This window comes from Mesotoga sp. HF07.pep.5.2.highcov (assembly GCF_003666285.1).
Taxonomy (GTDB): domain Bacteria; phylum Thermotogota; class Thermotogae; order Petrotogales; family Kosmotogaceae; genus Mesotoga; species Mesotoga prima.
In genome coordinates this window covers 1-3,037 of sequence record NZ_JFHJ01000617.1, presented here as the reverse complement: position 1 = coordinate 3,037, position 3,037 = coordinate 1, and the positions used below count along the sequence as shown (strand labels likewise).

The 3,037-nt window shown below is 46.0% G+C and carries 4 protein-coding genes; all 4 read right to left on the bottom strand.

Annotated features, from left to right (window positions below):
- Positions 1–237: 237 nt before the first annotated feature.
- Entirely contained in the window at positions 238–921 is a 684-nt protein-coding gene (trhA, locus tag BG32_RS13300; RefSeq protein ID WP_259459743.1) for a PAQR family membrane homeostasis protein TrhA, read from the bottom strand.
- Between the two features lie 317 nt (positions 922–1,238).
- Positions 1,239–2,273, bottom strand: a complete 1,035-nt coding sequence (gene pdxA / locus BG32_RS13295) for a 4-hydroxythreonine-4-phosphate dehydrogenase PdxA (protein WP_006489401.1) — start codon at positions 2,271–2,273, stop codon at positions 1,239–1,241.
- Positions 2,274–2,310: 37 nt separating this feature from the next.
- Positions 2,311–2,616, bottom strand: a complete 306-nt coding sequence (locus BG32_RS13290) for a hypothetical protein (protein ID WP_006489402.1) — start codon at positions 2,614–2,616, stop codon at positions 2,311–2,313.
- Between the two features lie 167 nt (positions 2,617–2,783).
- Positions 2,784–3,037: hypothetical protein (locus BG32_RS15880; protein WP_220660340.1), on the bottom strand; the 254-nt coding region annotated here is incomplete at its 5' end.

The window sequence follows — 3,037 nt, the reverse complement described above, 5'->3', positions numbered from 1 at the left end:
AAAGTCAAACATTACCTTAAATATATTTAAGTTGACTTCAATTTCTTGTACTATCCTTATATTAATTCAAGATAAGAATTTCAGAAGTGACAGAGTTAAATCTTCCAAGACTGCGATAATAAAGGGAAGTACGGCGAATTTGCGATAAATTCGTTTCATGGCAAGGGATTTCGGCAGGATTTTACGTTCCGAAACGAGACGGAATCTTGAAAAAAACTTATAGAACTGACAGATTGATCAGTAAGGCAAAACGTAGATAAACATCATGAGGAGGAAGGTGAGATTTCCAAGCATGACCATGATATGCCAGATCTCATGGTTACCAAATTTGCCTGGGAAGGGATTCGGTTTCTCCCGTATGAAGATCACCGCCCCCACCGTATAGAAGGAGCCGCCGAGAAGCAGGAGGAGGATTGCCGAAAGCCCCAGACGTATGTAGACGCTGTAGACCATGGCAAGCGAAAGCCACCCCATCGATAGATAGCCTGCCATCGACATCCATAGCGGCATGGTGGAGAAGAAAACAGACTTCAGCACGATGTTGAGGATGGCCAGTCCCCAGATTATCCCAAAGACCGTCCAGCCAACCCAGCCTCCTACTACGACGAGACAGAAAGGGGTGTAGGTGCCGGCGATAAGCAAGTATATCGCGCTATGATCGAGGATCGCGAAGATCTTGAAATACTTTCTGAACCAGAGGAAGAAGTGGAGAAGACCGCTCAAGGTCATTGAAACTACGACGGTAGTTCCGTATATCGAAAAGCTTATCAGATGGAGCCACTTCTGTTGAATGGCGGAAAAGACTACTAGCAGGACCAGACCTGCAAGGGCAAGAACGGCGGCCAATATATGGCTTATCGCATTGAATCCTTCGTTGGAGTTTTCGCTCGATACCAGCGGATTGGCCCTTCTGCTTTCCATTGTGCTCATGAAACTTCCTTTCTGGAAAAGTATTTGATCTTATATTATAGCCCATTCCATGCTTCGCTTCAGGGAGGCGGCATTCTTTTCCAGCATTCTGTAGCGTTGGATCAAAGAGAAGCTCCTCGGAAAAAGCGTAGAATATCTGCTGAATTAGATAGTCGAAAAGTTATGAGAGTGGATATTGAAAAATCGATTCGCTAATGCTTGAAGCCCTTAAGAAAAGCAGCCGGGCATGATACTTCAAGTTATGCATAATAGGCTGTCGTGAACACAGTTAGGCATCAAAGAAACTAAATGAAGAGAATTGATGAAATCTACGAATACCGAGCCGCGGTTTTCACTGCCTCGATCAAATTTGTGGGATCGGCAATTCCCTTTCCGGCTATGTCAAAGGCCGTTCCATGATCCACGGAAGTTCTGAGAAAAGGCATTCCCAGGGTTATAGAAACCGTCCTCTCGAAATCGAGGGTCTTCGTTGCTATGTGTCCCTGATCATGATACATAGAGATGATGGCTGAGAAGGCGCCCTTCCTCGCCATGTTGAAGATCGAATCGGCACCTACGGGACCAACAACATCTATACCCTTCCCTCTTGCGAGTTGTACTGCCGGGATAATCTCTTCGATCTCTTCGCTTCCGAAGAGACCGCCTTCTCCTCCATGAGGATTGAGAGCCGCCACACCGATCGGTTTCGTCCGCTTTATTCCCAGCTGTTTCAGAGCCGCTTCGCATCTCAATATGTAATTGTAGACCCTGTCTTTCTTTACCATTCTGCAGGCATCTATTAGCGATAAGTGTCTGGAGAGAAAGAAAACTCTCATCTCTCCCGCGATCTCGAACATCGTAAGGGGATCAATTGTCTCCGTCAGGGCGCCGAGAATCTCGGTGTGACCCGCGTAAGGTATTCCCGCAGCTTTGATAGAAAGCTTGTTTATAGGGGCGGTTGTAATTGCCGATACGCTTCCCTCTTCCGTCAGCTCGACCGCCTTCTCGAGATATTCAAAGGCCGCTCTTCCGCAGGCTCTATTTACTTTTCCGTACTCCGGTAGCCTATCGAGGTTTCCCATGTCGATCAAAGTGAGAGTCCCCGGAGAGAATTCCGTCTGATCGGTTATCTCGGAGACTGTCTCTATCTTTAGCCCCAGATAGTTTCTGTCTATTTCTCTTTGAAGAGTCCCGAGTTCGCCTACTACAAGTGGTCTGCAGATCTCGAAGATCTCCCCATCGGCAATGGCCTTCGAGACGATTTCCGGCCCGATCCCGGCAGGATCACCAACGGTGATGGCTATTGCAGGTTTATCTGATATCCTTTCCGGTAAAACCGGCTGCTCCATAGGTTTCAGAATCAATCGCAACCTCCCAGATCTCTCTTCTTTTGAAGCTGAATCACTCTCCGAATACCTCCGTCCTGATTCTCGTCATATACCAGCCAAAAAGGTCCACGCAGATCTCGGCGGCCAGCTTGTTCTTCTCAGAGGCAGCCGCGTAGAGCTTCGTTCCTATCGAAGCAATGAAGTCAAACCCGCAGCATCTTCCCTCGTTATTCAAGTCTTTCGCAATATCCATCATTCTTTCGAAATCATCTGTGACAAGTGCCTCTTTGAGGGACTCGACATCTCTGTGTCTCATCAACAGGAAGCTGTCAACAGTACCTCCCATACTGGCCTCAATGGTCACCGAAACTCTTTCCATCTGCCACCTCCAGGAGACAATTCAATGATCGTAAACTCCGGCCGAACGGATCATCCTATGTCATGTTTTTTTTACTCGTAATACGATTCTATATGATTAATCTGGTTTCATAAAGTCAATTTCCCACCTAAACCACACTCTTGAATAAGTAGTCTCAAATTAGCGGGTCATTCACGGATGCTTGTATTGAAGAATTTCTGATATTGTCTAAGTAAAGGTAGTTTGTTTGCGTGGAAAATGGAATTTTGCAGGATCGATCTCTTTTGTCTTGCATTGAGGCCGGCATAGTGTCGAATTCTGGCAATGAGCTCTACTGATCTTGCCTGTGCAATGGTTTTCGGAGTTTTATTTTGGATTAGTACATATTGTATAATCATACTAACAATATTGGGCATAAGTTCTTGTTCTTCTTTATTTCTAT

Bases quoted from the DNA above. Each gene is read 5' to 3' on its own strand.
- BG32_RS13290 (WP_006489402.1), bottom strand. From the start codon at position 2,616: ATGGAAAGAGTTTCGGTGACCATTGAGGCCAGTATGGGAGGTACTGTT.
- trhA (WP_259459743.1), bottom strand. From the start codon at position 921: ATGGAAAGCAGAAGGGCCAATCCGCTGGTATCGAGCGAAAACTCCAAC.